At 66.3% G+C, this 25,474-nt stretch carries 26 protein-coding genes, 1 pseudogene and 1 riboswitch; of the genes and pseudogenes, 19 read left to right on the top strand and 8 right to left on the bottom strand.

Going from position 1 to position 25,474, the window contains the following annotated elements; all coding sequences use genetic code 11:
- Positions 1-14: 14 nt before the first annotated feature.
- Positions 15-959 carry a GlxA family transcriptional regulator gene (locus tag Y88_RS18190; protein ID WP_008071932.1) on the bottom strand — a complete coding sequence of 315 codons (945 nt, stop codon included), beginning with the start codon at positions 957-959 and terminating at the stop codon, positions 15-17.
- 80 nt (positions 960-1,039) lie between these two features.
- Between Y88_RS18190 and Y88_RS18195 the strand changes: the two genes are divergently transcribed.
- The 4 genes and pseudogenes from Y88_RS18195 (at position 1,040) to Y88_RS18210 (ending at position 3,052) form a co-directional block, all read left to right on the top strand.
- On the top strand, positions 1,040-1,753 hold the full coding sequence (locus Y88_RS18195) for a DJ-1/PfpI family protein (protein WP_008071934.1): 714 nt from the start codon (positions 1,040-1,042) through the stop codon (positions 1,751-1,753).
- On the top strand, positions 1,750-2,214 hold the full coding sequence (locus Y88_RS18200; protein ID WP_008071936.1) for a nuclear transport factor 2 family protein: 465 nt from the start codon (positions 1,750-1,752) through the stop codon (positions 2,212-2,214). Before Y88_RS18195 ends, Y88_RS18200 begins: the two co-directional genes overlap by 4 nt.
- Positions 2,215-2,297: 83 nt before the next feature.
- Positions 2,298-2,585 (top strand): annotated as a pseudogene (locus tag Y88_RS18205) (HU family DNA-binding protein); the annotation flags it as partial.
- Between the two features lie 209 nt (positions 2,586-2,794).
- Positions 2,795-3,052, top strand: coding sequence for a hypothetical protein (locus Y88_RS18210; RefSeq protein ID WP_008071940.1), 258 nt, complete (start codon positions 2,795-2,797; stop codon positions 3,050-3,052).
- A gap of 126 nt (positions 3,053-3,178) precedes the next feature.
- Here Y88_RS18210 and Y88_RS18215 read toward each other — a convergent pair whose 3' ends face one another.
- Together Y88_RS18215 and Y88_RS19445 are read right to left on the bottom strand one after the other, a co-directional pair.
- Positions 3,179-4,918, bottom strand: coding sequence for a DUF885 domain-containing protein (locus tag Y88_RS18215; RefSeq protein ID WP_026167038.1), 1,740 nt, complete (start codon positions 4,916-4,918; stop codon positions 3,179-3,181).
- Between the two features lie 115 nt (positions 4,919-5,033).
- On the bottom strand, positions 5,034-5,210 hold the full coding sequence (locus tag Y88_RS19445) for a hypothetical protein (RefSeq protein WP_008071944.1): 177 nt from the start codon (positions 5,208-5,210) through the stop codon (positions 5,034-5,036).
- Positions 5,211-5,406: 196 nt separating this feature from the next.
- Here Y88_RS19445 and Y88_RS18220 point away from each other — a divergent pair, with 196 nt between their 5' ends.
- Complete coding sequence (locus Y88_RS18220) at positions 5,407-5,826, top strand: hypothetical protein (RefSeq protein ID WP_008071946.1); 420 nt, start codon at positions 5,407-5,409, stop codon at positions 5,824-5,826.
- 32 nt (positions 5,827-5,858) lie between these two features.
- Here Y88_RS18220 and fumC read toward each other — a convergent pair whose 3' ends face one another.
- Entirely contained in the window at positions 5,859-7,256 is a 1,398-nt protein-coding gene (gene fumC / locus Y88_RS18225) for a class II fumarate hydratase (protein ID WP_008071947.1), read from the bottom strand.
- Between the two features lie 109 nt (positions 7,257-7,365).
- Positions 7,366-7,620: riboswitch (cobalamin riboswitch) on the top strand.
- A 97-nt stretch (positions 7,621-7,717) separates the two neighbouring features.
- Here fumC and Y88_RS18230 point away from each other — a divergent pair.
- From Y88_RS18230 to cobJ, 7 genes are read left to right on the top strand one after another with little or no spacing between them, the layout of a single operon-like run.
- Positions 7,718-8,095, top strand: a complete 378-nt coding sequence (locus Y88_RS18230) for a DUF1636 family protein (RefSeq protein WP_008071948.1) — start codon at positions 7,718-7,720, stop codon at positions 8,093-8,095.
- A 2-nt stretch (positions 8,096-8,097) separates the two neighbouring features.
- The gene (gene cobW / locus Y88_RS18235; RefSeq protein WP_008071949.1) at positions 8,098-9,165 is read left to right on the top strand and encodes a cobalamin biosynthesis protein CobW; all 1,068 of its coding nucleotides are present in this window, start codon (positions 8,098-8,100) and stop codon (positions 9,163-9,165) included.
- Between the two features lie 4 nt (positions 9,166-9,169).
- Positions 9,170-12,409 carry a cobaltochelatase subunit CobN gene (cobN, locus tag Y88_RS18240; protein WP_008071950.1) on the top strand — a complete coding sequence of 1,080 codons (3,240 nt, stop codon included), beginning with the start codon at positions 9,170-9,172 and terminating at the stop codon, positions 12,407-12,409.
- The gene (gene cobG, locus Y88_RS18245) at positions 12,406-13,581 is read left to right on the top strand and encodes a precorrin-3B synthase (RefSeq protein WP_008071951.1); all 1,176 of its coding nucleotides are present in this window, start codon (positions 12,406-12,408) and stop codon (positions 13,579-13,581) included. The genes cobN and cobG overlap by 4 nt, the downstream gene beginning before the upstream one ends.
- Positions 13,565-14,194, top strand: a complete 630-nt coding sequence (locus tag Y88_RS18250; RefSeq protein ID WP_008071952.1) for a precorrin-8X methylmutase — start codon at positions 13,565-13,567, stop codon at positions 14,192-14,194. Before cobG ends, Y88_RS18250 begins: the two co-directional genes overlap by 17 nt.
- Positions 14,191-14,946 (top strand): precorrin-2 C(20)-methyltransferase, encoded by a 756-nt coding sequence (locus Y88_RS18255; protein ID WP_008071953.1) that lies wholly within the window; start codon positions 14,191-14,193, stop codon positions 14,944-14,946. The genes Y88_RS18250 and Y88_RS18255 overlap by 4 nt, the downstream gene beginning before the upstream one ends.
- On the top strand, positions 14,943-15,689 hold the full coding sequence (gene cobJ / locus Y88_RS18260) for a precorrin-3B C(17)-methyltransferase (RefSeq protein ID WP_008071954.1): 747 nt from the start codon (positions 14,943-14,945) through the stop codon (positions 15,687-15,689). The genes Y88_RS18255 and cobJ overlap by 4 nt, the downstream gene beginning before the upstream one ends.
- Here cobJ and Y88_RS18265 read toward each other — a convergent pair.
- On the bottom strand, positions 15,653-16,447 hold the full coding sequence (locus tag Y88_RS18265; protein ID WP_008071955.1) for a cobalt-precorrin-6A reductase: 795 nt from the start codon (positions 16,445-16,447) through the stop codon (positions 15,653-15,655). The two genes, cobJ and Y88_RS18265, sit on opposite strands and share 37 nt — an antisense overlap.
- On the opposite strand from Y88_RS18265, the gene Y88_RS18270 reads away from it, so the two are divergent.
- Genes Y88_RS18270 through cobF form a run of 5 tightly spaced genes read left to right on the top strand, consistent with a single transcriptional unit; the run spans position 16,416 to position 20,851 of the window.
- A complete protein-coding gene (locus Y88_RS18270) occupies positions 16,416-17,621 on the top strand; it encodes a bifunctional cobalt-precorrin-7 (C(5))-methyltransferase/cobalt-precorrin-6B (C(15))-methyltransferase (protein WP_008071956.1) in 1,206 nt (401 codons plus the stop codon). The genes Y88_RS18265 and Y88_RS18270 overlap by 32 nt on opposite strands.
- Positions 17,618-18,007 (top strand): cobalamin biosynthesis protein, encoded by a 390-nt coding sequence (locus Y88_RS18275; protein ID WP_232281140.1) that lies wholly within the window; start codon positions 17,618-17,620, stop codon positions 18,005-18,007. Before Y88_RS18270 ends, Y88_RS18275 begins: the two co-directional genes overlap by 4 nt.
- Positions 18,004-18,789, top strand: coding sequence for a precorrin-4 C(11)-methyltransferase (gene cobM / locus Y88_RS18280; protein WP_008071960.1), 786 nt, complete (start codon positions 18,004-18,006; stop codon positions 18,787-18,789). The genes Y88_RS18275 and cobM overlap by 4 nt, the downstream gene beginning before the upstream one ends.
- A 44-nt stretch (positions 18,790-18,833) precedes the next feature.
- Entirely contained in the window at positions 18,834-20,087 is a 1,254-nt protein-coding gene (locus Y88_RS18285; protein WP_232281145.1) for a cobyrinate a,c-diamide synthase, read from the top strand.
- A complete protein-coding gene (cobF, locus tag Y88_RS18290; RefSeq protein WP_008071964.1) occupies positions 20,084-20,851 on the top strand; it encodes a precorrin-6A synthase (deacetylating) in 768 nt (255 codons plus the stop codon). Before Y88_RS18285 ends, cobF begins: the two co-directional genes overlap by 4 nt.
- Positions 20,852-20,994: 143 nt before the next feature.
- On the opposite strand, the gene Y88_RS18295 is transcribed toward cobF, so the two are convergent.
- Both Y88_RS18295 and Y88_RS19285 read right to left on the bottom strand, forming a co-directional pair.
- The gene (locus tag Y88_RS18295) at positions 20,995-21,420 is read right to left on the bottom strand and encodes an RrF2 family transcriptional regulator (protein WP_008071966.1); all 426 of its coding nucleotides are present in this window, start codon (positions 21,418-21,420) and stop codon (positions 20,995-20,997) included.
- Positions 21,420-21,587, bottom strand: a complete 168-nt coding sequence (locus Y88_RS19285; protein WP_157132696.1) for a hypothetical protein — start codon at positions 21,585-21,587, stop codon at positions 21,420-21,422. The genes Y88_RS18295 and Y88_RS19285 overlap by 1 nt, the downstream gene beginning before the upstream one ends.
- Here Y88_RS19285 and hmpA point away from each other — a divergent pair.
- Positions 21,586-22,761: an NO-inducible flavohemoprotein gene (gene hmpA, locus Y88_RS18300; RefSeq protein WP_008071968.1), complete on the top strand. Its 1,176-nt coding sequence runs from the start codon at positions 21,586-21,588 to the stop codon at positions 22,759-22,761. The two genes, Y88_RS19285 and hmpA, sit on opposite strands and share 2 nt — an antisense overlap.
- Positions 22,762-22,839: 78 nt before the next feature.
- Here hmpA and nikR read toward each other — a convergent pair whose 3' ends face one another.
- Positions 22,840-23,310 (bottom strand): nickel-responsive transcriptional regulator NikR, encoded by a 471-nt coding sequence (gene nikR / locus Y88_RS18305; RefSeq protein ID WP_008071970.1) that lies wholly within the window; start codon positions 23,308-23,310, stop codon positions 22,840-22,842.
- Positions 23,311-23,423: 113 nt separating this feature from the next.
- Between nikR and Y88_RS18310 the strand changes: the two genes are divergently transcribed.
- Positions 23,424-25,472, top strand: coding sequence for a TonB-dependent receptor (locus tag Y88_RS18310; protein ID WP_008071972.1), 2,049 nt, complete (start codon positions 23,424-23,426; stop codon positions 25,470-25,472).
- Positions 25,473-25,474: the final 2 nt, after the last annotated feature.

The following is a 25,474-nucleotide window of genomic DNA, read 5'->3' on the forward strand; positions in this document are numbered from 1 at the left end:
CGCTCAATCCCCTTTCACCCCCGTGCCAACCGCCGCATCGCCTGCGGCGGTTGACCGAAAGCGCGCATGAAGGCGCGGCGCATGCGTTCAGGGTCGTGGAAACCGGTGGCAAGCGCGATCTGTTCGACCGGGACGGGGGTGGTTTCGACCCGTTCGCGCGCCACGTCGAGCCGCAGGCGTTCGACCGCGCGGGCCGGGCTCATGCCCATGTCACGCGCAAAGGCCCGGGAGAAATTGCGGGGGCTCATCGCGCAACGCGCCGCCAGTGTCTCGACAGTCAGCCGCTCGTCGAGATGTCCCCGCATCCAGTCGAGCAAGTCGCCGAAACGGCTATGGTCGCCGCCCAGTTCGGACAGGGCGGAAAACTGGGACTGGCCGCCCGGACGCCGGTAATAGACGACCATGTCCTGAGCGACGGCCCGCGCCAGATCCTCGCCCAGATCCTGCGCGATAAGGGCAAGCGCCAGATCGATCCCCGCAGTGATCCCGGCGGATGTCCAGACATGCCCGTCGCGAATGTGAATGCGGTCAGGTTCCACCGTGACTGCCGGGAACAGATCGGCAAGCAGGGCCGCGCGACGCCAGTGCGTCGTTGCCCGCTTGCCGTCGAGCGCGCCTGCGCCCGCGAGGAGGAACGCCCCCGAGCAGACACTGCACAGGCGCCGCACTTTGCCCGCCGCCATGCGCAGGAAATAGAGGTTGGCCTCGTCCCGCATGGCCTCGCGACTGCCGTTGCCCCCGACCACGATCAAGGTATCGGGCACCAAGGCTTCGGACGCCGCGAGCGTTTCGAGCGCCACGCCCGACGAACTGCGGATCGCACCGCCCCGCGCGGACAACAGGACGATCGAATAAGCATCGCCCGCCATGCGGCTCGCGATCTCGAAACTGGTGATCGGGCCGCACGCATCGAGCAGTTGGAAATCGTCGTAAAGATAGAGACCGATCGTGCGAGACATGTCCCAAAATGAGGGATCACTGTCATTTCGTCAATCGACTTGCCGCGCGATGATGAAGCCGTTCCACCAAGGAGGCACCGATGTCCGAGCACCCTTTCCGCATCGTTTTCGCGATCTTTCCCGGCATGACTCAACTCGACTTTACCGGCCCCCATCAATTCCTCAGCCGCCTTCCCGACAGCGAAACCGTAGTGGCCAGTCGCGACGGCGGCGACGTCCCCGCCGAAGGACTGGTCTTTGCCGGAACGCAACGATTGTCCGATATTCCCGCCTGCGACCTGCTGTGCGTTCCGGGTGGTATTCCGGCCATGACGGTGGCGCTCGACATCGAATTCACGGGACAAATTCGCCGCCTCGGTCTCGGCGCACGCTATATCACCTCGGTCTGCACCGGCTCTCTCATTCTGGGTGCGGCCGGATTGTTGCAAGGACGACGGGCTGCCTGTCATTGGGCTTATCGCCATTTGCTGCCCTTGTTCGGCGCAGTGCCCGATGAGGGGCGGGTCGTGCGTGACGGATCGGTCATCACCGGCGGCGGGGTGACCGCAGGGATCGATTTTGCGCTGACCGTTCTGGCCGAAGTCGGTGGGGAAGCTCTTGCCCGGACGCTGCAACTCGGTCTCGAATATGCCCCTGCCCCGCCTTTCGACGGCGGAACCCCGAAAACCGCGCCTGCTCCGATTCTCGAAGCCTGGCAGAAACGGATGGCGCCGATGCTCGCCCTGCGCGAAGAGGAAGCCCGTCAGGCAGCAGCCCGCCTTTCCCGCGTCTCGCCCGAGGAGATTGCCCGATGACCCGTCCTCCGCCTCCCCCCTTCACGGCCGAAAGTGCCGCGATCAGGGCCCGCATGGCTGAAAACGCATGGAACGGACGCGATCCGGAAAAGGTCGCTCTGGCCTATACGCCCGACAGCCTATGGCGCAATCGATCCGACTTCATTCAGGGACGGGCCGAGATCGTCGCATTCCTCACTCGCAAATGGGAACGGGAACACGAATATCGCCTGATCAAGGAAGTATGGACCCATGGCGCCGATCGCATCGCCGTGCGCTTTGCCTATGAATGGCATGATGAAACCGGCGCCTGGTTTCGGTCCTATGGCAACGAAAACTGGGAATTCGATGACGCGGGCCTGATGCGGGAACGCCATGCCAGCATCAACGACGTGGCCATCACCGCTGCGCAACGCCTGTTCCACTGGCCGCTCGGTCAACGCCCCGAGAACCATCCCGGCCTGTCGGATCTACGACTTTAGCAGGCTTTTGGAGCGGTTTTTGCATCGTGATCGCTGGACGAGCCGCCTAGACCCCGCTACGCGGCAGGTTTCCGAATGCACGGGAAGGAATGACCATGAATACCGCTGAACTCGCAGAAGCTGTTGCCTCGAGCCAGGGACTGACCAAGGCCGCAGCTCGCGAGCTTGTCGATGCCGTTTTCAACGCGATTGTCGAAGCCGCCACCAAGGGTGAAGAAATCTCGCTCAACGCTTTCGGCAAGTTCAAGGTGAAGGACACCCCCGCTCGCGAAGGTCGCAATCCTTCGACCGGCGCGGTGATCGCCATTGCCGCTTCGCGCAAGCTGACCTTCGCTCCGGCCAAGGCAGTCAAGGACAAGATCAACGGCTGATCTGCCGGTTTGATCAGGGTGCGTTCAGGCCCTTTGTCCGCGAACTCCGCTTAACCGGAGTTCGCGGGAGCGGCACCGGCCCTCTCCCCCACCCGACCACCCATAGGGTACTGTCGTTGGGTGGGGGAGAGGGCCGGTGCCGCAGCCGAAACGTGAGTTTCGGCTCATATCCTCAACGCACCCGGTCCTCTGCCAACAAGGGGGCGTGCATGGATTTCGACGACCAGTTACGCCGCTATTTCGGCACTGCCGACCTCGACGCGCTGAACCCGTCCGCTCTTGAAAGCGGCAAGGAACGCCTCGCCGTCGAATTCGGCCTTGAAACAGATCCCGGACGCAAGTTCGCGATGTGGGCGCTGATGCACATTCTCGGCAATGCCCCGGACCTCGACGTTGCTTTCGAGGATCCCGACGACCGCAACCTCGCCCGTGACTTCATGGACATGCTCGACAGCGGCATGGCCTGACGATTCACCCTTTCTCCGTCACCCCGGACTTGATCCGGGGTCCCGCTGCCTTTGTGCGCGGAGGGGCCGTGCGTTTTGCCGGACCGCAAGCGAGACCCCGGATCAAGTCCGGGGTGACGAGTTCGATCAGAACACCGCGTGGGGTGCAGGCTCCTTCAGCATCTTCTGGCGAACCAGCGGGATCGGCGGGCCGCCGTACGACAGGAATTCGTCGTGGAAAGCGTGCCATGCGGCGCGGCCGCCACGTGACGCGGTCCAGTCGTCACGCAGGCGACGGATCATCAGCTTGCCCAGCGTGTAGTTGAGATAGGCCGGATCGTAAGTGCCGCGCGCGGCCTGCTGGTCGGCGTTGCCTTCGTCCTGAAAGCACTGTTCGCGGAAAAGTGCCTTCGACTGGTCCACGGTCATGCCGCCGGTATGCAGGCCGATCGCGGAAAGCAGGCGGCAATCGCGCAAGAGAGCGTTCGACAACTGCCCGATGTGAACTTTGGGATCGCCGTTCCCGAGCCCTGCTTCCCACATCATCTCTTCGGCATAATGGGCCCAGCCTTCGGCAAAAGCATAGCCGACGAAGAGCCGCCCGACGGGGAAATCCGCGCGGTTGGAATGCAGGAACTGCACGAAGTGGCCGGGCATGACTTCATGGACGCTGGTGAACAGCAAGTCTGCCTTGCCGGGGATATAGGCGTCCTGCTTTTCCTTGGGCCAGGAAGGATCGGGCGGGCTGATGTAGAAGATCGAGGGCAGCCCCTTGTCCAGAGGCCCAGCCGGGTCGATGTAGGCGCTGTTCTGCGCATTATAGGGCGGGCTGGGGCGGACCAGTGCCTTTTCGGTGCCGGGGATCGTCACCAGATCATGGGCCCGCACGAATGCTTCGAGATCGGGGATCTGCCGCGTCGCTTCGGCCACGGGGCCATCAGCGGGTTTGTCGGCATTCATCTTTTCGACGCAGGCGGGAACGGTCTCACCCGGCGCGAACGCGGTGCAGGCCTTGACCAGTTCGTCGCGATTGCGGGCAAGATCAGCCTTGCCCGCCGCCTCGATCGTCGGGATCGGCGCATCGACCGCCTCGGTCGCGGACAGCATCCGGGCAAAGCGTTCGGTGCCCAGGGCATAATCGCCGCCGGGCTTCTGCGCCTTGATCCAGTCGGCAACGCCCTTCATCGCGGCGCTCGCGCGTTGCGAGGCGGCCTTCAACTGCGCCTGCAACGCCGCATCCTTCACATCGGCAAAGGCACGGGGCGCGTCGTTGGCATAGGCATCGGCAAAACCGCTGAACGCCGCACCGCCGAAATAGAGGAAGGTTGCGGGCATCGGGTGCGTCAGATTGGCGCGAATCTGCGCCGCCGCACGGGGCACCGCGTCGAAAAAGCGGATCAGCGCCCGCATACGCACCGGTGCGGGCGCATAGTCGCGGGACAAGTAGACATTGGGGTCGAGCCCGCCGTTCACATAAAAGGACGGATTGCGATGCGGCTGATCCGCGTCGGTCAGCCAGAACAACTGCCCCTTGGCGACCTGCACCATGTAGTCGCGCTCGAACCGCTGCTTGTCGGTCAGCCCCTTGAAGCTTCCTGCGCGGGCAATGACCGAGCGCAGGAACGTGGCCTTGCGCTCCAGCCCCACTGCGCTCCAGTCGGGCAATTGCCCGTCATGCTCGTGCGCGCCCTGATAGACGGCCGTCGAGGGATCGATGACGAACCAGCGATCGAGCGTCTGCCGCACGAACCCGTCCCAGGCCGCCGCGCCGCCTGCGGCAACGGACTTTACCGAAACCGGCCTGGCCGCGACAGGCGCGGAAAAGGCGAGCAAGGGGGCGGCAAGCAAGGCAAAAACGGACGTAGCGGATCGGCGCACGAAGGACATCCCAAATTTCTGAAATCGCGCCACCATAGCCACGCCGACCGAAAGGTCCAGCATGAGGCCGCGCGCCGTCTGAGCGAAGCGACCTGCAATGAGTCCATCTCATCGCAGGTCCGTATCAGTCGTCCCCGCGTTCCTTGCCGGGATAGATGTACATGTTGAACAGGATCATAAGGACCATCAAGACAAGGAAAATGCCGAACGAGGCGATCCAGTACTTGGGGTCATCCTGTGAAATAAAGCGCCCCGCGATCAGTGCCGGAATCAACAAGAGCAGGCGGGCAATCCAGACCACAAACGACCTCCATCCGTAACGCCATCGCCGTTCCGGTGCCCCCATCCCGGACGCATGCAACAAGTCCACGCAAACCGCTGGCATTTTGCAGGAATAAGGTGCTTAGTCCAGCATACAACGAAACGGGGAGAGGCCCGGTGCCGATCCCACCCAACGCTCCCGCCCGGTTCGTTTCACTTTAAGGAGTGTACCGGCGATGAAACCCTTTCTGACATCCGCCCTGCTGCTGCTGGCGAGCATTCCGCTGGCCGCCTGTGCCGACGACTATGCCTATGGCGGCGGCGTCGCCTATGGTCCGGGACCATATGCCTATGACGGCTGGTACGACGGCTATTACGGCCCGATCTATGACGGTTATTGGGGCAGCGACAATTACTTCTACTATCGTCGCGGCGCCGGGGATCGCGCGTACATGCGTGGGGATCGCGGGCATTTCATGCATGACGCGCCGCGTGGTCCGCACAATTACCAGCCATTCCGCGGCTCGATGACACCGGGACAGGGCATGCGCATGCCCCATTTCCCGAGCGGTGGCTATAACGGCGGTGGGCATGGTGGCGGTCACGGCGGTGGTGGTGGTGGTGGTGGCGACCACGGCGGCGGTCACCCCCACTGATCGAAGGTGCGGCTTCGAGGCCGCGCCCGACCCTATGATACCGAAGGACGTGTCATGCCGAGGGGATCGACCACAGCGTCGAATTCCTCCGCCGTGACATAACCGAGATCAAGCGCAGCATCGCGCAGCGACAGATCATGAACCCGCGCATGGTGGGCGATTTCCGCCGACCGGTCATAGCCGATCACCGGGGCCAATGCTGTCACCAGCATCAACGAACGCTCGACATAGGCGGCGATGCGCGCGCGATCAGGCTCGGTCCCTTCGATGCAGTACTTGCGGAAATTGGCGCTGCCTTGTGCCAGCAAAGTGATCGACTGCATCAGGTTGTGGATCATCAGCGGCTTGTAGGCGTTCATTTCCAGCATCCCGCCTGCCCCGCCCAGTCCCACGGCGACATCGTTCGCCATGACTTGCGCACAGATCATGGTCAGCGCCTCGATCTGGGTCGGGTTCACCTTGCCCGGCATGATCGAGGAACCGGGCTCGTTTTCCGGCAGGATCAACTCGGCAATCCCCGCGCGCGGCCCACAGGCGAGAAAGCGGATGTCGTTGGCGATCTTGCCCAATGCCACGGCGAGCGTGCGCAAAGTCCCCGACAAGTGAACCAGCGCATCGTGTGAGCCTTGTGCGGCAAACTTGTTGGGGGCGCCCACGAAAGGCAATTCTGTGAACGCGGCAATTTCGGCAATCGCGGCTTCGGCAAATCCGGGTTCGGCATTGATCCCGGTCCCGACTGCCGTCCCGCCCAGCGCCAGTTCGCACACTTCGCCAAGGGCCCCTTCGATCCGGGCCACGGCCTGGGTCAGCATCGCGGCATAGCCCGACCATTCCTGTCCCAGCGTCAATGGCGTTGCATCCTGTAGATGGGTGCGCCCGATCTTGACGATCCCGTCCCATTCGGCGGCCTTGCGCGTGATCGTGTCGCGCAAAGCGCAAACCTGCGGGACAAGATCGCGCACGATCCCCTGCGCCGCCGCGATCCCCATGGCGGTCGGAAAGCTGTCGTTCGAGCTTTGCGCCATGTTGACGTGATCGTTGGGATGGACCGGCGTCTTGGAGCCAAGCGGCATGCCCGCGATCTGGCTCGCACGGTTGGCGATCACTTCGTTGACGTTCATGTTGAACTGCGTGCCGCTGCCCGTCATCCACACATGCAGCGGGAACATGTCGGCGTGGCGCCCGTCGAGCAATTCGTCGCAGACTTTGACGATCAAGGCCTGTCGCTCGGGATCGAGCCGCCCGCTTGCACCGTTGGCGATCGCGGCGGCCCGCTTGATCACCGCATAGGCCCCGATCAGCGCGGGCGGCATGCGTTCGGCCCCGATGCTGAAATGTTCAAGGCTGCGCTGCGTCTGCGCGCCCCACAGCTTGTCGGCGGGGACGGGCACGGCGCCCATGCTGTCATGTTCGATACGGACGTCGGTCATGGGGGGACTCCGGGGCCAAGGGCACGCCGACGGTTCTATACCCATGTCCGGCCAAGACAAATGTCCGACCTTTCTTGTCCCGCGTTTGCTTGACAGGCGGGCGACCATGCCGCAATCGCAAGGGGCTGGTTCCCGGTTGCAGAGCGATTTGCAGCCGGGCGAAGAGGGAATGCAAGCGGGAAAGCCCATATGGGCGCGACCCGCAAAAGCAGCCGCCCCCGCGACCGTAACCGGACGAGACTGACCACGATGCCACTGGCCGCTTGCGGCATGGGAAGGCAGGTCCGTCGTCGGCGAACCGGGCTTTCCCGCCCGATCCGCCCCAGTCCGCAGCCGGGAGACCTGCCAGCAGAACGAAAACCCGCAGCCGGGGTGTGCTGTGCGCGGTATCGGCAAGGACGACGGCGCGGCTGTCGGCCTGCGCCCGCCGTATGCCCCCCTGCACCGATGAAGGACGGTCATTGGGCATTCAAGATCAGGGCACCACGGCCACGCTGCATGTCTGCGTCACCTGTCGCGCGGGTGATCCCGCCGCGACGTCGCAGGACTGTCCGGGCAAGAGCCTGGCCGCCGCACTGATGGCAGGCGATCCCCCGCCGGGGGTCGTGATCGAGCCGGTCGAATGCCTCTCTGCCTGCTCCAGCGGCTGTGCCATCGCCCTGTCCCGCCCCGGATCGTGGACTTATGTCTATGGCCGCATGACACAGGCCGACGTTCCCGAAATCCTGTCGGGCGCGGCACTCTATGCGCAAAGCGAGGACGGCATCGTCCCCTGGCGCGAACGCCCCGGTATTTTCCGCAAGCAATCCATCGCCCGCGTCCCTCCGCAAAAGGTCTGAGCATGATCCCGCAACAGCCGTCTCTGGAAAAGATCCCCGTCACGATCGTCACCGGCTTTCTCGGCGCGGGCAAGACCACGCTGATCCGTCATCTCTTGCAAAATCCGGGCGGGCGGCGGCTTGCCGTGCTGGTCAACGAATTCGGCACGGTCGGCGTGGACGGCGAAATCCTGCGCAGTTGCGCCGATACCGACTGCCCCGAGGAAGCGATCCTCGAACTCGCCAACGGCTGCATCTGCTGCACCGTTGCCGACGATTTCATTCCCACTGTCGAAAAGCTGATGGCCCTGCCCCGGCGGCCCGATCACATCCTGATCGAGACCTCGGGCCTTGCCTTGCCCAAGCCGCTGCTGAAAGCTTTCGACTGGCCCTCGATCCGCAGCAGGATCACGGTCGACGGCGTCATCGCGCTTGCCGATGCCGAAGCGGTCGCAGCCGGGCGCTTTGCCCCCGACATTGCCGCCGTCGATGCCCAGCGCGCCGCCGACGACAGCCTTGACCATGACACGCCGCTTGCCGAAGTGTTCGAGGACCAGCTTGCCTGCGCCGATCTCGTCCTCTTGACCAAGGCGGATCTGGTCGATGCCGAAACGATCGCCGCCGCGCGTGCGGTGATCGAGGCCGAAGCCCCCCGCCCGCTGCCGATCCTGCCCGTCAGCGAAGGCGTGGTCGATGCCGCGATCGTGCTCGGGCTGGATGCGGCCGCCGAAGACGACCTTGCCGCACGTCCGAGCCATCACGACGGCGCGGACGATCACGAGCACGACGATTTCGACAGCGTGGTCGTCGATGTGCCCGAGGTGGACGATGTCGAGGCGCTGGTTGCCGCGATCCGGCACCTTGCCCGCGAACACGACATCCTGCGCGTCAAGGGCCACGTCGCGGTAAAGGGCAAGCCGATGCGCCTTCTGGTTCAGGGCGTGGGCGAGCGCGTCCGCCACCAGTACGACCGCCCGTGGGGAACGACCCCGCGTGCCGGACGGCTGGTCGCCATTGCCGAACACGACCATCTCGACCGCGACGCCGTGCGCGAGGCGCTATGTGCCGTGCTGCCGGGCGAGACGGCCTGATCCCATGCATGTCGTCTATCGCGAACGTCGCGGGCTTGAGGATACCGAGGTCGCCACCGACCTCGGCCAGAGCCCCGCGCCGCTCGCGGTCCTGTCCTTTTCCGACAGCGATCTGGGCGCCTTCGCCGCCGGATGGCACGATGCGCGCGGGGGCCTGCCGCCCTTGCGGCTCGCCAATCTTGCCACGCTCAAGCATCCCTTGTCGGTCGATACTTATCTCGAACGCACGCTGTCGGGTGCGCGGGGCGTGCTTGTCCGTCTGATCGGCGGGGTCGGCTACTGGTCCTATGGACTGGGGCAAGTCCACGATCTGGCGCGCCGCACCGGCATGGCGCTGGCCGTCCTGCCCGGCGACGGGCGCGAAGACCCCGCGCTCGATGCGCTTTCGACCGTGCCGGTCACAACCCTGCGCCGCCTTTCCGCGCTCTGCGATGCAGGCGGCGCGATGGCCGCGCGCGCGGCTCTTGCCGAACTCGCGCGGGAGGCGGGACTTCCTGCCCCCGACCATGCCGGGGAAACCCGTGTCCCCGAATGTGGCTGGTATCGCCCCGGCGCAGGACCGGTCGATGCGCCAGTCGGCGGGCCCGGGCCGTTCGTCGCGGTCGCGTTCTATCGCTCGTACCTGACCAGCGGCGACACCGGGCCGGTCGATGCCCTGATTGCCGCGCTCGAAACGCGGGGCTTTCGCGCGGCGGGCTGGTTCGTCCCTTCGCTCAAGGCGCCTGCCGCCGCGGCAGCCACCCGCGCGGCGCTCGCCGCAACGGGCCCGGTCGGGATCGTCAATGCAACCGCCTTTGCCGCGCGCGACGAAACGGGCAGCTCTCCGCTCGACACGCCCGGATGCCCGGTGTTTCAGGTCGCCCTGTCGACCGCCCGGCGCGACGAATGGGCCGGGGCCGAACGCGGCCTGTCCCCCGCTGATCTCGCCATGCATGTGGTCCTGCCCGAAACCGACGGACGGATCTTTGCCGGGGTCGCCTCGTTCAAGTCGGCAGGGGAGACCGATCCCGACCTGCAATTCGCGCGGGTCGTTCATGAAGCCGACGCCGAACGCATTGCCGCCATCGCCGACCGGGTTGCGGCCTGGCACGCGCTGGCCACGACGTCGCGCGAGGAACGCCGCCTGGCCTTCATCCTTTCCACTTATCCCGGCCGTGCGGACCAGATGGCCCATGCCGTCGGGCTCGATACTCTGGCAAGTGTGGAAGCAATCCTCTCAGCCTGCAGCGATGAAGGCTATGCCCTCGATCCGGGCGCGCCGCTTGCGCGGGCTTTGGCAGAGGCTGCGATCGACTGGCCGCTGGCATCCTATCGCGCCGCGCTCGCCGCCTTGCCAAAGGCATTGCAGGCCGACCTTGCCGCCGCATGGGGGGAACCGGACGCCGATCCCATGGTCGAAAACGGCGCGTTTCGCTTCACCGCGATCCGGCGCGGGCGGGCGCTCGTTGCCCTGCAACCCGAACGCGGGACGTCTGCCGCGCGCGAAGACGACTACCACGATCTCTCGCGCACGCCCTGTCACGGCTATGTCGCGTTCTACCTGTGGCTGCGGGCCCAAGGCATCGACGCGCTGGTCCATGTCGGCGCGCACGGCACGATGGAATGGCTGCCCGGAAAGGCCGTCGCGCTGTCCGATACATGCTGGCCCGAGGCGCTGACCGGACCGCTGCCGGTCGTCTATCCCTTCATCGTCAACGATCCGGGCGAAGCGGCCCAGGCCAAGCGACGGATCGGCGCGGTCACGCTCGGCCATGTGCCGCCGCCTTTGCGCAGCTCGGCCCTGCCCGACCGATTGCAGACGCTCGAACGCCTGCTCGACGAATATTCGACCGCCGAAGGGCTCGATCCGGCGCGGCGCGACCGCCTGATCGCGGCGATCCGCGCCGAAGCGCAGGCGAGCGGCGTCGAAGCCGATCTCGACCTTGCCGCCGATGCCGGGGCGGCCGAGGCCATGGTGCGGATCGATCGCTTCGTCTGCGACATCAAGGAAAGCCGGTTCGGCGACGGGCTCCATGTCTATGGCGCCGCGCCGGGGGAAATGGCGGGCCTTATTGCCGCGCTCGACGGGCGGCGGGTCGAACCCGGCCCTTCGGGATCGCCCGCAAGGGGACGCACCGATGTCCTTCCGACCGGGCGCAATCTCTATGCCGTCGATCCGCGTGCGGTGCCGAGCCGGGTCGCCCATGCACAGGGCGTCAAGCTCGCCGAGGAACTGCTGCGCCGTCACATGCAGGATCACGGCGACTGGCCGCGCGGGCTGGTGATCGACTTGTGGGGATCGGCAAGCATGCGCACGGCGGGCGAGGAATTCGCCATGGCGCTGCATCTGGCGGGCCTCGCCCCGCGCTGGGACGCGGGCAGCGAGCGGCTCTGCGGGTTCGAGATCCTGCCCCCCGCGCTGCTCGGACGCCCCCGCATCGATGTCACCTTGCGCGTGTCGGGGCTGTTCCGCGACGTCTTCCCGACGCTGGCGCAGATGTTCGAGGCCGCAACCGCCGCCTTGTCCGAACGGACCGACGAACCGGCGGACGAAAACCCCTATCTTGCGCGCGCGCCGCGTGTCTTCGGCCCGCGTCCGGGGCACTATGGGCTGGGCATGGCCGATCCTGCCGACCACTTGTCCGATGCGGACCGGATCGCGGCGGGCGAAGCCTGGCTCTCGGCCAGCGCATGGAGCATCGACGCACAAGGGGCCATCCGGCAGGACCGCGAAGGGCTCGAAGCGCGCATGGCGGGGGCCGACGCCTTTACCCATGTGCAGGACTTGCCCGAAACCGACGTCCTGATGGCGCGCGACTATGCCACCCACGAAGGCGGCTTCGCGGCGGCCAAGGCCCGGCTGGGGCAGGCTGAGCCCGCACTCTATCACCTCGACGCGACACGGCCCGAGCGTCCGGTCGCGCGCACGCAGGCCGAAGAAATCGCCCGCGTCGTCCGCACCCGCGCCGCCGATCCCGCCTGGGCCGACGGCATGATGCGCCACGGGTTTCGCGGAGCGGCCGAAATCGCGGCCACGCTCGACAACATGGCCGCTTTCTCACGGCTCGGCGACACGGTCGGCGCCCATCTCTTCGACCTCTATTTCGACGCAACGCTGGGCCGCGAAGACGTCGTCGCCTTCATGGCCCGCGAAAATCCGCAAGCCCTTGCGCAGATCGAGGCGCGGTTCGCCGCGCTCGCGGACGCGGGCCTATGGGTCACGCGGCGCAATTCGATCGTCGCCCGACTGGAACGCGGCGCATGAGCGAGCCCCAGATCAAGGGCTGGTGCCCCGGTGCCTTGCGTCCGATGGCCTCGGGCGATGGTCTGGTCGTGCGCGTCCGGGCCCGGGGCGGGCGCCTCGCCCCGGCGCAGGCTGTCGCGCTGGCCGACCTTGCCCGGCGGTGCGGCAACGGGCTGATCGACCTCAGCGCGCGGGCCAACCTGCAACTGCGCGGGATTGGCGAGGAGACTTATCCCGAAGTGCTGGCGGGCCTTGGCGCGCTCGGCCTGCTCGACCGCGATGCGCAGGCCGAAGCGCGGCGCAATGTGCTGGTCTCCCCCTTCGGCCCCGCCGACGATGCCGCCCGCGTCTTGGCCGACGATCTTGCAAAGGCACTGGCGGACGCCACGGACTTGCCCTTGCCGGGGAAGTTCGGCTTTGCCGTCGATGGCGGTCCCGTGCCCCTCTTGCGCGGGATCTCCGCCGATGTGCGCCTCGAACGCGCCGGGCACGACCTCTGGCGCCTCCATGCCGAGGGCTCGGACCGGGCCCGGTGCGTGGCGAGCCCCGACGCAGTTGCCGCCGCGCTCGATCTCGCGCGCTGGTTCCTTGCGACCGGCGGCGTGCAGGAGGGACGCGGGCGCATGGCCGCCCATATCGCGCGCGGGGCTGCCTTGCCCGACGGATTTGCCGAGCCGGTTCCCTTGGCGCCGCCGTTCCTGCCCCATCCCGGCCCGGTTGCGGAAGGGTATCTCGTCGCGTTCGAATTCGGGCAAGTCGATGCCGATACCCTGGCCCTGCTTGGGGAAATCGGGCCGATCCGCCTGACCCCCTGGCGCATGGTGCTGGTCGAGACGCAGGGTACACTGCCCGACGCCGCCGCGCTTTTGACCCGTGCGGACGATCCGCGCCTGCGGGTGTCGGCCTGTACCGGGATGCCCGGCTGTCTTCAGGCACAGGCGCCCGTGCGCGACCTTGCCCGCGCGCTCGCCCCCCATGTTCCGACGGGCCGCCATCTCCATGTCTCGGGCTGTGCCAAGGGATGCGCGCATCCCGGGCCTTCCGACATCGTCCTTTGTGCCGGTGAAGAGGGCTTTGGCCTTACCCACCGTGCAACGGCGGCCCGTGCCGCCGCCATGCCGCCCATCGCGCCCGCGCGACTGCTCGCCCACCCCGACTTGCTGGTGCAGGAAACCGATGCCCCACGACTATGAAAAGGATGGCGCGGCCATCTATCGCCAATCTTTCGCGACGATCCGGGCCGAAGCCGATCTCGCGCGGTTTTCCCCGACCGAGGAACAAGTCGTCGTGCGCATGATCCATGCCTCGGGGCTGGTCGGGCTGGAATCGCACGTCGCCTTCACGCCCGGCATGGCCGATGCGGCCCGCGCGGCCTTGCGTGCCGGGGCGCCGATCCTGTGCGACGCGCGCATGGTTTCCGAAGGGATCACCCGCACGCGCCTGCCCGCCGACAACCCGGTGCTATGCACGTTGCATGATCCGCGCGTGCCGGACATGGCCCGCGCCATGGGCAATACCCGCTCGGCCGCCGCGCTCGAACTGTGGCGTCCGCATCTGGCGGGCAGCGTGGTCGCGATCGGCAATGCGCCGACCGCGCTGTTCCACTTGCTCGACATGCTCGAAGACCCCGCCTGTCCACGTCCGGCGGCGATCATCGGATGCCCGGTCGGGTTTGTCGGGGCGATGGAATCGAAGCAGGCGCTGATGGCCGCGCGCCCCTGCCCCGCCATGGCGATCCATGGCCGTCTCGGCGGATCGGCGATGACCGTCGCCGCCGTCAATGCCCTCGCATCAGAGAAGGAATGATGGGCAAGATCATCTGCGTCGGGCTTGGCCCCGGCGATCCCGAACTGATGAGCGTGCGCGCCGACCGACTGGTGCGCGCGGCCCATAACGTCGCCTATTTTCGCAAGGCGGGACGATCGGGACAGGCCCGCCGCATCGTCGAGGGGATGCTCGCCCCGCAGGCGGTCGAATACCCGATGGAATATCCCGTCACGACCGAGATCGCGTTCGACAGCGCGACCTACAACGACGTGCTCGCGCGGTTCTATGACGATTGGGCCGGCCGCCTCGCCGATCTTGCGCAAACCGGCGACATTGTCGTCCTGTGCGAAGGCGATCCCTTTTTCTACGGCTCGTTCATGCATCTGCACGTCCGGCTGCAAGGGCGCTGCGACGTTGAAGTCGTGCCCGGCATCACCGGCATGACCGGATGTTGGCACGCGACCGGCGTGCCGATGACATGGGGCGACGATGTCCTCTCCGTGCTGATGGGCACTTTGAGCGAAGCCGAACTCGTCCGCCACATGACCGGGGCCGACGCACTCGCGATCATGAAGACCGGACGCAACCTGCCCAAGGTCCGCCGCGCACTTGCCAGTGCAGGCCGGTTGCAGGACGCGTGGCTGGTCGAACGCGGAACCATGCCAGGACAACGGGTCGCCCGCCTTACCGAAACCACGATCGACGATTGCCCCTATTTCGCGATCGTGCTCGTCCACGGGCGCGGGCGCCGTCCCGTCGCGGTTGAAGCCGCAGCAGGAGCGGCGGCATGACCGGATCGGTGACGGTTGCAGGCCTCGGCCCCGGCGATGCGGCGCTCGTCACGCCCGAAGTGACGCAGGCCTTGTCCCGTGCGACTGACGTCCTTGGCTATGTCCCCTATGTCGCGCGGATCACCCCCCGCGACGGGCTGCGCCTCCACCCGTCCGACAATCGCGAGGAACTTGCCCGCGCGACCCACGCGCTCGAAATCGCGGCGGCAGGCGGTCATGCGGTGATCGTCTCGTCGGGCGACCCGGGCGTCTTTGCCATGGCCTCGGCTCTGTTCGAAGCGCTGGAGACGTGGCCCGGCGACCGCCATCCGGAAATCGCGATCCTGCCCGGCATCACTGCCATGCTGGCCGCTGCTGCCCGCGCGGGTGCGCCGCTCGGCCACGATTTCTGCGCCATCAACCTGTCGGACAATTTGAAACCCTTTGCGCTCGTCGAAAACCGCCTGCGGATGGCGGCGCGGGGCGATTTCGCAATGGCGTTCTACAACCCGCGCAGCAAGAGCCGCCCGCACCAGTTCGCCCGCGTGCTCGACATCCTGCGCGAGGAATGCGGGGGGGATCGCCTGATCCTTTTCGCTCGCGCTGTCACCACCCCGGACGAAGCCATCGCAGTCACGACACTGGCAGAGGCGACTCCCGAAATGGCCGACATGCGCACAGTCGTTCTTGTCGGCAATTCCGCCACGCGCCGGGTCGGGCGCTGGGTCTATACGCCAAGGTCGGCGGAAAGCGCTGCGGGATGACCCGCGAGCCACTCCATCACCTGTTCGACCGTGCGGGCGATCCGCCGCGCGGGCACCAAGGGCCGCTCGATCAGAATGACGGGCAAGCCAAGCTGCCGCGCCGCCGCAAGCTTGGCCGCAGCGCCTGTCCCGCCCGCGTTCTTGGCTACGATATGGGTGATCGCGTGATCTCGCAGGAGGGCAAGATCGCCTGCCTCGCTGAACGGTCCGCGATCGATCACCGCCACCGCGTCGGGAAACGGCAAGGCCGCGCTCGGCGCATCGACCAGGCGCAGCAGGTAGAAATTGTCCGGCTTCCCCGCAAACAGGTCGAGGTTCTGCTTCCCGATGGCAAGGAACACCCGCGCCCCCCGATCCGGCAAGGCGGCAAGGGCGCTTTCCATGTCGGGAACCCCATGCCAATCATCACCCGGCCCTGCGCGCCAGCTTTCGCGTTCGAACCCCACCAGCGGCACGCCCATCTCGGCACAGGCGGCAACCGCATGACGGCTCATCTGTGCGGCAAAGGGATGGGTCGCGTCGATCACATGGGTGATCCCCTCGTCCCGCAGATAGGCGCCGAGCCCTTCGACGCCGCCAAAGCCCCCCACGCGCGTCGGCAAGGGTTGCGCCACGGGCGCCGCCGTGCGTCCGGCATAGGAAAAGACCGCATCAACCCCCGCCCCGGCCAAAGCGCGGGCCATCGCGCTTGCTTCGCTGGTGCCGCCGAGCAAAAGGACGCGGCGCGTGTCTGAAACGGAATGCTGGCTGTCGATCATCGGTATCGGCGAGGATAGGCGCGAGGCCTTGCCCCCTGCAAGCCTTGCCGCGCTCGCCCATGCCGATCACGTCTTTGGCGCCCCCCGTCACCTTGCGCTGGCCGATCTCGACGAGGATCCCCGCGCGCAAGTTTGGCCCGTGCCGTTCTCGGTCAAACCGGTGCTGGCCTTGCGCGGAAAGCGAGTGGCCGTGCTCGCCTCGGGCGATCCCTTCTGGTTCGGCGCGGGGGCAAGCCTTGCCGTCCATCTCAGCCCAAGCGAATGGCGCGCCTTTCCCGCGCCCTCGACCTTTTCGCTGGCCGCCGCGCGGCTGGGCTGGCGGATCGAGGAAACCGCATGCCTTGGCCTGCACGCCGCGCCGTTCGAGCGACTGGTCCCGGTCATGGCCCAAGGCGCGCGGGCAATCTGCCTCTTGCGCGACGGGGCGGCGGCCGACGCCCTTGCCGACTGGCTGACGGCACAAGGATTCGGGGACAGTACGTGTCATGTGCTCGAAGCTCTTGGCGGCCTCGATGAGCGCATACGCACCCGGCGCGCGGACGCGGCGCCCCTTGACGACGTGCGGGCGCCGGTCGCCATGGCCGTGGCCTTTGCCGGAAACGCCGGGCTTCCGCGTGCAAGCGGCCTTCCCGATACGCTCTTTACCCATGACGGACAGATCACCAAGCGCCCGGTCCGGGCACTGACCCTGTCGGCGCTGGCCCCGCGCGCGGGCGAAGTCCTGTGGGACCTGGGCGCCGGGTCCGGGTCGATCGCCATCGAATGGTGCCTTGCCGGGGGCCGCGCCATCGCGGTCGAGCGCCACCCGGAGCGTGTCGAGACCATCCGTGCCAATGCCGCCCGGTTCGGCCTGTCGCACAAAATCGAGGTCATCGCCGCCGATACCGCGCAATTGCCCGACCTTCCTTCACCCGCCCTTCCTTCCCCCGACGCAGTCTTCATCGGCGGCGGGGCCAACGAGGCGTTGATCGCGCGGCTCTGGGCCATGTTGCCCGCGGGAACGCGGATCGTCGTCAATGCCGTCACGCTCGAGACCGAGGCCGTGCTGATCGCCGCCCATGCCCGTCACGGCGGCGATCTCCTGCGGATCGACCTTGCCCATGCCCGCCCGCTTGGCCGGATGCAGGGGTGGGAACCGGTGCGCCCGGTCGTGCAATGGAGCGTCACACGATGACCGCCCCCTTGCCCCCCGTCTTGCCCCCCGTCTTGCCCGTCGCCGGATTGGGCTTCCGTCAGGCCGCGCCTGCCGCCTCGCTCCATGCCCTTGTCGCCGAGGCCGGCCCTTTGTCGGCGCTGGCGACGCTTGCGGCCAAGGCCCCTGCCTTGCAGCCCCTTGCCGACCGCATGGGGCTCCCCCTCATCGCGCTTTCCCCCGACGATGTCGCCGGGATCGCCACGCCGACGCAAAGCCCGCGCATGATCGCCCGGTTCGGGACCGGTTCGCTGGCCGAGGCGCTGGCGCTGGCCGCTGCCGGCCCCGGCGCCCGCCTCATCGGCCCGCGCCGGGTGTCGCGCGACGGCACCGCGACGATCGCTCTTGCCCAAAGGCTTTCTCAATGACTGTCCATTTCATCGGCGCCGGTCCCGGCGCGCCCGACCTCCTCACTCTGCGCGCCGCACGGCTGATCGGGGAAAGCCCGGTATGCCTCTATGCCGGATCGCTCGTTCCCGAAGGCGTGCTGGCCCACTGTCCGCCCGGCGCGCGCATCGTCAACACCGCTCCCCTCTCGCTCGACCAGATCATTGCCGAAATCGTCACGGCCCACGAAGCCGGGCACGACGTCGCGCGGCTCCATTCGGGCGACCTGTCGGTATGGTCGGCGATGGGTGAACAATTGCGGCGCCTGCGCGCACTCGGCATCCCCTTCGACGTGACGCCGGGGGTTCCCTCCTTCGCCGCCGCCGCCGCCGCGATCGAGGCCGAACTGACCCTGCCCGGCATTGCCCAGTCGCTGGTTCTGACCCGCACATCCGGTCGGGCGAGCGCCATGCCCGAAGGCGAAACACTGGCTGCTTTTGCCGCAACCGGGGCCACGCTCGCCATCCACCTCTCGATCCATGTGATCGACAAGGTCATGGCCGAGCTGATCCCCCATTACGGCCCCGACTGCCCGGTGGCGGTGGTCTGGCGCGCAACCTGGCCCGACCAGAAGATCGTGCGGGCAACGCTTGGCACCCTCGGCAGCGCGGTCGGCGCCGAGCTCGAACGCACGGCCCTGATCCTTGTCGGGCGCACCATCGGCGCCGACGACTTTGCCGAAAGCTGCCTCTATTCGGTCGATTACGACCGGCGCTATCGTCCAATGGGCACGGCGCCCCGGTTCCCGGACAGCACGCCGTGAAAGGGCTGCTCATCTCTGCCCCCTCGTCGGGCACGGGCAAGACCATGGTCACGCTGGGCCTGCTGTCGGCCCTGCGCGAACGCGGCACCGTGGTGCAACCGTTCAAGAACGGCCCCGACTATATCGACCCCGCGTTCCATGCCGCCGCTGCCGGACGGGCCTCGTTCAATCTCGACAGCTGGGCGATGGATGAAACCATGCTCGCCGCGATTGCCGCCCATGGCGCGGACGCGGACATGGCCCTTGCCGAAGGGTCGATGGGCCTTTTCGACGGGGTCGCGGCACCCGGCGCCTGTGGCAACGGCGCCAGTGCCGAACTCGCCGCCCGGACCGGCTGGCCCGTCGTCCTCGTCCTCGATGTCTCGGGACAGGCCCAGTCGGCCGCCGCCGTGGCGCAAGGCTTTGCCCGCTTTTCCCCCGACGTGCGCATCGGCGGCGTGATCCTCAACAAAGTCGCCAGCCCCCGGCACGAAGCGCTCGTCCGTGCAGGCATGGAAGCGGTGGGGATCGCCGTTCTCGGCGCCCTGCCCCGTCGGACCGACCTTGTCCTGCCCGAACGCCATCTCGGTCTAGTTCAGGCCGAGGAACACAGCGATCTTTCCGAAATCCTTGCCTCACTCGGTCAGTTCATCGCCGCCCATGTCGATTGCGACCGGTTGCGTGATCTTGCCCAGGGCGGCTGGCCAGCCGGGGATCCGCCCGCAATCACGCCCCCGGGTCAGCGCATCGCCCTTGCCCGCGATGCCGCATTCTCGTTCATCTATCCCCACCTCCTTTCCGGCTGGCGCAAGGCGGGAGCACAAATCCTGCCCTTTTCGCCGCTCGCCGACGAAGCCCCCGCGCCCGAAGCCGATGTCTGCTGGCTGCCGGGCGGGTATCCCGAACTTCACGGGGGCAGGATTGCTGCCGCCGACCGCTTCCGCGAAGGCCTGCGCACCTTTGCGCAGGACAAGCCCGTTCACGGCGAATGCGGCGGCTATATGGTCATGGGCGAAAGCCTGATCGACGCGCAGGGGACCGCGCATCGCATGACCGGGCTGCTGGGGCTCGAAACCTCGTTCGCGCGGCGGCGGATGCATCTGGGCTATCGTCTTGCCCGACTTGCAGCACCGATACCCGGCCATGCGGAGGGAACCGCCTTGCGCGGCCACGAATTCCACTATGCCACGATCCTCGCCCAGCCCGACTCCCCCCTGGCCGAGGTCGTCGATGCCACCGGCACTGCCGTTGCCGAGACCGGATCGCGGCGCGGATGGGCCAGCGGCACGTTCTTTCACCTGATCGCGGAAAAAGCATGACTGGCGCCCCGCCTCGCGAACTCGTCCTCATCGGTATAGGCACCGGTTCGATCGAGCATCTGACCTTGCAGGCAGTGCGCGAGATCAATGCCGCCGACCTGATCCTCATTCCCCGCAAAGGCGCAGCCAAGGCCGATCTTGCCCATTTGCGCCGCGCGATCTGCAACGAAGTGCTCAGCAATCCGGCAACGCGTATCGCCGAGTTCGACTTACCCGAACGCGATCCGGCAACGCCCGACTATCTGCGCCGGGTCGACGACTGGCACGATGCCATCGCGCAAGTCTGGGCCGCAACCATCGCCGCGCATCTGCTCGAGGGAACCGGGCGCATCGCTCTTCTGATCTGGGGCGATCCGGCGCTTTACGACAGCAGCCTGCGTATCGCGGCCCGGCTCGGCACCATGACCGTGCGGGTAGTGCCGGGGATCATGTCGATCAACATGCTGACGGCGGCCCATGCCATCGCGCTCAACCGGATCGGCGCACCGTTCATCGTCACCACCGGCCGCCGCCTGCGCGAGGAAGGCTGGCCGCAAGGGACCGATACGGCCATCGTCATGCTCGACGGCGAATGCTCGTTCACCCATCTCGATCCGGGCGGCATGACCATCTGGTGGGGCGCCTATGTCGGCATGCCCGAACAGATCCTGATCGAAGGACCTCTGGCCGAAGTCCGCGACCGCATCCTCGCCACCCGCGCCCAAGCGCGCGCGCGCCATGGCTGGATCATGGACATCTATCTCCTGCGCAAGGACGCCGCATAGGACGAATTCAACCGACGGGCGCCATCTTCGGATCATCGACTTCTGCGGACCTGCAATGAGATCAACGCATTGCAGGTCGTTTCGCTCAGACGGCGCGCGGCCTTATATCAATCCTGCATGTCGCAGGAATTCATCCAGGCCGCCTAAAGCGCAACCGCCAGGCGCTGCAACAGCCGCTCGCCCCCCCGCCCGAGCACATCGGCCAGGGTATAGCGTTCGAGCACGGCAAAGAACGCGTTCAGCGCCTCGTTGAGCGGGTCGGGCAAGTCACAGGCCCCGGCAAGCTTGCAGTCCTCGCACCCGACCAGATCGATGGTCCCCTCGGTGTGGCGGATCAGTTTGCCGATGTTGATTTCACCAGCCGGACGCCCCAGCCGAATGCCCCCGTTGCGCCCCCGCAAAGCCTGTACATAGCCATGCGCAGCCAGATCGCTGACCACTTTCATCAGATGGTTCTGCGAGATGTCATAGGCCCGCGCGATTTCCGCGATCGAGCACAGCCGGTCGGTATGCGCGCCCAGATAGATGATCACACGCACGGCATAGTCGGAAAATCGGGTCAGGCGCATCAGGCATCGCCCTTAAAGATGCATTTTGATTGCATATTAATGGCTCCACCAATATATAGCGTTCCAGATGCATGAATTCGAGTCAGTGCCGCATCTCCGCCCGGACCGGTCGCACGGCCCCCAGCCTGCAAAATCAGGCAGTCTGCAAGATCAGGATGCTTACCCATGCTTACTCCCGAACAGAGCGCCATCATCAAGGCTACCGTTCCCATTCTGGAAACCGGCGGCGAAGCTCTGACCACGCATTTCTACAAGATCATGCTCGGCGAATACGCTGAAGTACGCCCGCTCTTCAACCAGGCACATCAAGCCCATGGCACTCAACCGCGTGCGCTCGCCAATGCTGTTCTGCAATACGCGCGCCATATTGACAACCTTGGCGCATTGGGTGCCCTGCCCGCGCAGATCATCCAGAAGCACGTCGCGCTCCAGATCCTGCCCGAACATTACCCGATCGTGGGCACTTGCCTCTTGCGCGCCATCCGCGAAGTTCTGGGCGAAGAGATCGCCACCGACGCAGTGATCGACGCATGGGCGGCCGCCTATGGTCAGCTCGCCGACATCCTGATCGCGGCCGAAGGCGCGCAATACGACCAGTTGGCCGCTGCTCCGGGTGGCTGGCGCGGGGCGCGATCCTTCCGCGTCGCGGACAAGCAGGTCGAAAGCGCGGAAATCACTTCGTTCCGTCTCGAACCCGTCGATGGCCTGCCGGTGATCCGCTTTCAGCCGGGCCAATACCTCGGCCTGCGCCTTGCGATCGACGGACAGGAAGTGCGCCGCAACTATTCCCTGTCGCAAAAGGCCGATGGCCGTTCGCTGCGCATCAGCGTCAAGCGTGAACCCGGCGGGGTCGTGTCGAACCACCTTCACGACGCGGTCAAGGTCGGTGACACGCTCGACGTGTTCCCCCCGGCGGGCGAATTCACACTTGCCCAAGGCACTGCACCGCTCGCGCTCATTTCGGGCGGCGTCGGCATTACGCCTACGCTTGCCATGGCCGAAACCGCGCTGGAAACGGGCGAGCGCGACGTGATCTTCATCCACTATGCCCGCAACGGCGACGTCCATGCTTTCGGCGACATGATCGACGCATGGGCGCACGACTATCCCCGCTTTTCCGCCCATGTCGTCTATGAACAGGGCGGCCACGCGGATGCCCCTTCGGGTCGCCCCAGCCTCGATCAGTTGCGCGCATGGGTTCCGGCCGAGGCCGACGCCTATTTCCTCGGCCCCAAGCCGTTCATGGCCTTCGTCGACGCGGCGCTCGCCGAAATCGGCCTGTCCGACGATCGCCGCCATTACGAGTTCTTCGGCCCCGCCGAAGCCTTGACCGCAGCGTAATACCAACCTGCAATGAGTTCGTCTCATTGCAGGCCCGTATAAGGCCCCTCTTGGCGCCGAGCCTTTACCCCGCGTATTTCACGAGCGCGGGGTAAGGTGCAGGTGCCCGTGGTGATGGTGGTCGCCGGGATGTTCGTGTGCGTCGCCCGGCTCCACCTGCACCATTTTCAACGAGGACAGGCGCACGCCGCGTTCGGCCTGAACATGGTCGGCAAAGTGCCGCACCGCCTGTGCCGATCCGCGCAGGATCACGGTTTCGAGCGTGTTGTCATGGTCGAGCCGGACCGCCGTCGTCGACACCACCAGATCGTGCGCGGCATGTTGCATGTCGGCAAGGCGCTGCGGCAACGAGCGGATGCGCCGGTCGAAGACATAAGAGAGGATCGCCACGCAATGGGCGGCCTCCACATGGTCGGCGCGCCAGCGTTCGAGCCCGTCACGGACAAGATCGCGCATGGCCTCGCTACGGCTGGTATAGGCGCGCGCCTCGGCCATGGCGTCGAGCGCATCGGCCAGCGGTTCGTCAATCGAGATGGTGATGCGCTGCATGGTAACTTCCTTACCACCAACGCCTTTCTGCCGTCGACCGGGCATTTTCCCATGACAAGCTCCCCTGCCAACCGTATGCGCTTTTTTAATTTAGTTCATACGCAAGGGCTGTCATGCGGGGAATCCGCACAGAAACGATCCCCCTGACATTCTGGCTCGCGGGCGCGGCGCTCGCGGCCTTTCCGCTTTGCGCCCATGCCGACGAAACAAAACGCGATGACACAAAGCCCGACGACACCCCCATCGTCGTCTATGGTCGCGGCCTGCAACAAGTCGGCAGCGCCACCAGCGGATCGCAAGGCGTCGTCGGCTATGCCGATTTCGAAAACCGCCCGATCGGGCGCGTCGGCGAACTCGCTGAAAACGTCCCCGGCCTCATCGCCACCCAGCATTCGGGCGAAGGCAAGGCGAACCAGTATTTCCTGCGCGGCTTCAATCTCGACCACGGCACCGACCTTGCCGGGTTCGTCGACGGCGCACCGGTCAACATGCGCACGCACGGCCATGGTCAGGGCTATCTCGATCTCAATTTCCTGATCCCCGAACTGGTCGAGCGCATCGACTATACCAAGGGCCCCTATCACGCCGATCTCGGCGATTTCGCCTCTGCCGGATCGCTGGCGTTCACGACCAAGGACCGCCTTGCCCGTCCCATGGTCGAAGTTTCGGGCGGCTCGTTCGGCTATGTCCGGGGCCTTGTCGCAGGGAGCGGACAAGTCGCGGGCGGCACTCTGCTCGGCGCGTTCGAAGGGACGCGCGCGGATGGCCCATGGGTGTTGTCCGAGCAGCTCGCCAAGTTCAATGCGCTGATCAAATATTCCCGGTCGAACTGGTCGCTCGGGCTATCGGCCTATACCAATCACTGGCGCTCGACCGATCAGGTGCCCGAGCGGGCCGTGCAATCGGGGCTGATCCCGCTCAACGGGTTCATCGATCCCAACGATGGCGGACGCGCGGGGCGCATCGCGCTCAATTTCAACGGCCATTTCGGGCGGACGACAGTTTCGGCCTATGCCATCGGCAGCCGTCTGCAACTGACCAGCGATTTTACGTATTTCCTCGATGATCCGGTGAACGGTGACGGGTTCCGGCAAGTCGACCGACGCGGGGTCTTTGGTGGATCGATCCGCCACGAATGGGGCGACGGGCCGCTGATCTGGCGGATCGGCGCCGACACGCGCTGGGACCACATCGGACAAGTCGGCCTGTTCCGCACGAGCGCGGGGACGGTCACCGGCACTGTCCGCAACGATCGGGTCGATGAATATTCCGGCGGCTTCTATGGCGAAGGCGAATGGCATATCCGGCCGACGCTGCGCCTTGTCCTGGGCCTGCGCGGCGATGTCATCGGCTATCGTGTCCGCTCCGACCTTGCCGCCAATTCGGGCACGGGATCAGCGGCACTGGCGAGCCCCAAGGTCGCTCTCGCCTGGCAGCCAAGCAAAGGCATCGAACTCTATGCCGATTACGGCGAAGGCTATCACTCCAACGACGTGCGCGGGGCAACGATCACTATCGATCCGACCAGCCACGATGCCGTGGGACGCGTGCCGGTCATGGCCAAGTCGCGCGGCGCGGAACTGGGCGCGCGGATCGAGCGCAAGCGGATCACCGCCTCTCTGGTGGGGTTCTGGCTCGACCTCGCTTCGGAACTGGTTTTCACAGGCGATGAAGGGACGACCGAGCCCAATGCGGCGACACGCCGGTTCGGCACCGAACTGTCGATATTCTGGCGGCCGGTCGAAGGCGTGACCATCGACAGTTCACTTGCCTATACCCACGCCCGGTTTCGCGGTGTCACAGCCGATCAGACCTATATCCCCAATGCGACGCCCTTCGTCCTTTCGGGCGGGATCAGCGGCAGGATCACCTCCCACCTCAATGCCACGCTGCGCCTGCGCCACTTTGCCGGGGCGCCGCTGATCGAGGACAGTTCCCAGCGGTCGGCGGCGACCACGCTGGTCAATGCCGGGCTATACTGGGACCGGGGTTCGTGGCGGGTCTCGGCCGATCTCCTCAACCTCTTCAACGCCCACGATCCCGACATCAGCTATTGGTACACCTCGCGCCTGCCCGGCGAACCGGCCGAGGGCGTCGCCGACCGCCACATCCACCCGGTCGAACCCCGACAAGTCCGCGTCACCTTGCGCTATTCGCTGTAAGA

The organism is Novosphingobium nitrogenifigens DSM 19370 (assembly GCF_000192575.1).
GTDB classification, from domain to species: Bacteria; Pseudomonadota; Alphaproteobacteria; order Sphingomonadales; family Sphingomonadaceae; genus Novosphingobium; species Novosphingobium nitrogenifigens.

Excerpts from the sequence above, each read along its gene's own strand:
- Y88_RS18190 (WP_008071932.1), bottom strand. The coding sequence starts at position 959 with ATGTCTCGCACGATCGGTCTCTATCTTTACGACGATTTCCAACTGCTC.
- Y88_RS18195 (WP_008071934.1), top strand. The coding sequence starts at position 1,040 with ATGTCCGAGCACCCTTTCCGCATCGTTTTCGCGATCTTTCCCGGCATG.
- Y88_RS18200 (WP_008071936.1), top strand. The coding sequence starts at position 1,750 with ATGACCCGTCCTCCGCCTCCCCCCTTCACGGCCGAAAGTGCCGCGATC.
- Y88_RS18210 (WP_008071940.1), top strand. The coding sequence starts at position 2,795 with ATGGATTTCGACGACCAGTTACGCCGCTATTTCGGCACTGCCGACCTC.
- Y88_RS18215 (WP_026167038.1), bottom strand. The coding sequence starts at position 4,918 with ATGTCCTTCGTGCGCCGATCCGCTACGTCCGTTTTTGCCTTGCTTGCC.
- Y88_RS18220 (WP_008071946.1), top strand. The coding sequence starts at position 5,407 with ATGAAACCCTTTCTGACATCCGCCCTGCTGCTGCTGGCGAGCATTCCG.
- fumC (WP_008071947.1), bottom strand. The coding sequence starts at position 7,256 with ATGACCGACGTCCGTATCGAACATGACAGCATGGGCGCCGTGCCCGTC.
- cobW (WP_008071949.1), top strand. The coding sequence starts at position 8,098 with ATGATCCCGCAACAGCCGTCTCTGGAAAAGATCCCCGTCACGATCGTC.
- cobN (WP_008071950.1), top strand. The coding sequence starts at position 9,170 with ATGCATGTCGTCTATCGCGAACGTCGCGGGCTTGAGGATACCGAGGTC.
- cobG (WP_008071951.1), top strand. The coding sequence starts at position 12,406 with ATGAGCGAGCCCCAGATCAAGGGCTGGTGCCCCGGTGCCTTGCGTCCG.
- Y88_RS18250 (WP_008071952.1), top strand. The coding sequence starts at position 13,565 with ATGCCCCACGACTATGAAAAGGATGGCGCGGCCATCTATCGCCAATCT.
- Y88_RS18255 (WP_008071953.1), top strand. The coding sequence starts at position 14,191 with ATGATGGGCAAGATCATCTGCGTCGGGCTTGGCCCCGGCGATCCCGAA.
- cobJ (WP_008071954.1), top strand. The coding sequence starts at position 14,943 with ATGACCGGATCGGTGACGGTTGCAGGCCTCGGCCCCGGCGATGCGGCG.
- Y88_RS18265 (WP_008071955.1), bottom strand. The coding sequence starts at position 16,447 with ATGATCGACAGCCAGCATTCCGTTTCAGACACGCGCCGCGTCCTTTTG.
- Y88_RS18275 (WP_232281140.1), top strand. The coding sequence starts at position 17,618 with ATGACCGCCCCCTTGCCCCCCGTCTTGCCCCCCGTCTTGCCCGTCGCC.
- cobM (WP_008071960.1), top strand. The coding sequence starts at position 18,004 with ATGACTGTCCATTTCATCGGCGCCGGTCCCGGCGCGCCCGACCTCCTC.
- Y88_RS18285 (WP_232281145.1), top strand. The coding sequence starts at position 18,834 with ATGGTCACGCTGGGCCTGCTGTCGGCCCTGCGCGAACGCGGCACCGTG.
- cobF (WP_008071964.1), top strand. The coding sequence starts at position 20,084 with ATGACTGGCGCCCCGCCTCGCGAACTCGTCCTCATCGGTATAGGCACC.
- Y88_RS18295 (WP_008071966.1), bottom strand. The coding sequence starts at position 21,420 with ATGCGCCTGACCCGATTTTCCGACTATGCCGTGCGTGTGATCATCTAT.
- hmpA (WP_008071968.1), top strand. The coding sequence starts at position 21,586 with ATGCTTACTCCCGAACAGAGCGCCATCATCAAGGCTACCGTTCCCATT.
- Y88_RS19285 (WP_157132696.1), bottom strand. The coding sequence starts at position 21,587 with ATGGGTAAGCATCCTGATCTTGCAGACTGCCTGATTTTGCAGGCTGGG.
- nikR (WP_008071970.1), bottom strand. The coding sequence starts at position 23,310 with ATGCAGCGCATCACCATCTCGATTGACGAACCGCTGGCCGATGCGCTC.
- Y88_RS18310 (WP_008071972.1), top strand. The coding sequence starts at position 23,424 with ATGCGGGGAATCCGCACAGAAACGATCCCCCTGACATTCTGGCTCGCG.